Annotated in this window: 1 protein-coding gene; it reads right to left on the bottom strand. The window is 65.6% G+C overall.

Annotated features, from left to right (window positions below):
* Positions 1-1,787: Ig-like domain-containing protein (locus HB376_RS40555; protein ID WP_255631900.1), on the bottom strand; the 1,787-nt coding region annotated here is incomplete at both ends.

The following is a 1,787-nucleotide window of genomic DNA, read 5'->3' as shown; positions in this document are numbered from 1 at the left end:
TGCGTGGCCGTGATGCTGTGCGTGCCAATAGCCACGTCCGTTGACGGCGTGAAGCTCCACTTGCCGGTGCCGTCAACCACGGCTGAACCGATCAGCGTCGAACCGTCATAGACCTTGACCGTAGCGCCCGCCGTGCCCGTGCCGCTGATGTGCGGATGGCCGTCGCTTGTCGTGCTGCCCGCAGGGATTGATGCGTTGCTGTCATCCGTCAGAACCGGCGTCGACGGTTTTGCCGGCGTGGTCGTGTCCACCACCACGGCCGTTGCCGCCGACGTCGCGCTCGGCGTGCCCGCCGGGTTCGTTTCAGTGACCGTGAAGCTGTTCGAGCCGTTGGACAGGTCCGTCGACGGCTTGAATGTCCACGTGCCGTCCCCGGCAACCGTGGTCGAACCGATTACCACTCCGTTGTCGTACACCTTGATGATGTCGCCTGTCGTGCCCTTGCCGCTGATATGCGGATGCGCATCGGCCGTCGTGCTGCCTGCGGGAATGGCGTTGCCGTTGTCGTCCGTCAGGGTCGGTGCGGCCGGCGTAGCCGGCGTGCTCGTGTTGAGCGTGAGCGTCCAGGTGTTCGATACAACGCTAGGCGAGACGCCCGTGGTCTGCGTTGCGGTCATCGCGTAGGTATGGTTGCCCTCCGCCCCCAGGTTGATCGTCAGCGTCCAGTGGCCCGTGACGTCCACCGTCGTGCTGCCGAAACTATAGCCGTTTTCGTACAGATGCACCGTCGCGCCCGCCACGCCCGTGCCGCTTACCGTCTCCGTGCCGCTGTTGGTAATGCCGCCCGAAGGAATCGTCACCTGTGACGCGTTCACGATGTTCGTGATCACCGGCGCGGCCGGCGCGTCCGAGTACGTGAACGCAATTGCAGCCGATGCCGCGCCCGTTGTGCCGGCCGCGTTGGTTTGCGTGGCCGTGATGCTGTGCGTGCCGCTGGCCATATCCGTTGACGGCGTGAAGGTCCACTTGCCGGTGACGTCAACCACGGCCGAGCCGATCAGGCTCGCGCCGTCGTAGACCTTGACTATGTTGCCTGCCGTGCCGGTGCCGCTGATGTGCGGATGGCCGTCGGTTGTCGTGCTGCCCGCCGGAATTGATGCGTTGCTGTCGTCCGTCAGAACCGGCGTCGACGGTTTTGCCGGCGTGGTCGTGTCCACCACCACCACGATAGGCGTGGAACTCCCGCTCGACGTACCGGCGGGGTTCGTTTCAATCACCGTGATGCTGTTGTTGCCGTTGGGCAAATCCGGCGACGGCGTGAAGGTCCACGTGCCGTCCGGTGCAACCGTGGTCGAGCCGATGACGACGCCGTTGTCGTACACCGTGATGGTGTCGCCGTTCGTGCCCTTGCCGTGGATATGCGGATGCGGGTCGGCCGTTGTGCCGCCTGCGGGAATAGGGTTGCCGTTGTCGTCCGTGGTAGTGGGCGCAGCCGGCGTAGCCGGCGTGGTGGTGTTGACCGTGAAGCTGATGTCGGTCGAGTGCGGGCTCGTACCCGCTGCGTTGGTCTGCGTGGCGTATAGATCGTGCGTGCCATTGATCAGCGCCGTGGCGGGCTGCACGCTCCACGTGCCGTTGCCTGCCACCGTGGCCGAGCCAATCAGCGTAGCGCCGTCGTACAGCGTGATCGTGTTGCCCGCCGTGCCCGTGCCCGTCAGGACGGGCCGCGAGTCGTCGGTCATCATGCCGTTCGTGATCGGCCCGGTCTTGGTGCCCACGTTGTCAGTCAGCGCCGTGATGCCCGGCGCGGCCGGTGCAACCACGGTTGAGCCGACCTGCACGGTCAG

Source organism: Caballeronia sp. dw_19 (assembly GCF_018449515.1).
In the GTDB taxonomy this organism is placed as follows: Bacteria; Pseudomonadota; Gammaproteobacteria; order Burkholderiales; family Burkholderiaceae; genus Caballeronia.
Note: the sequence above shows the minus strand (reverse complement) of the source record. Positions and strands in the feature narration are given on the sequence as shown.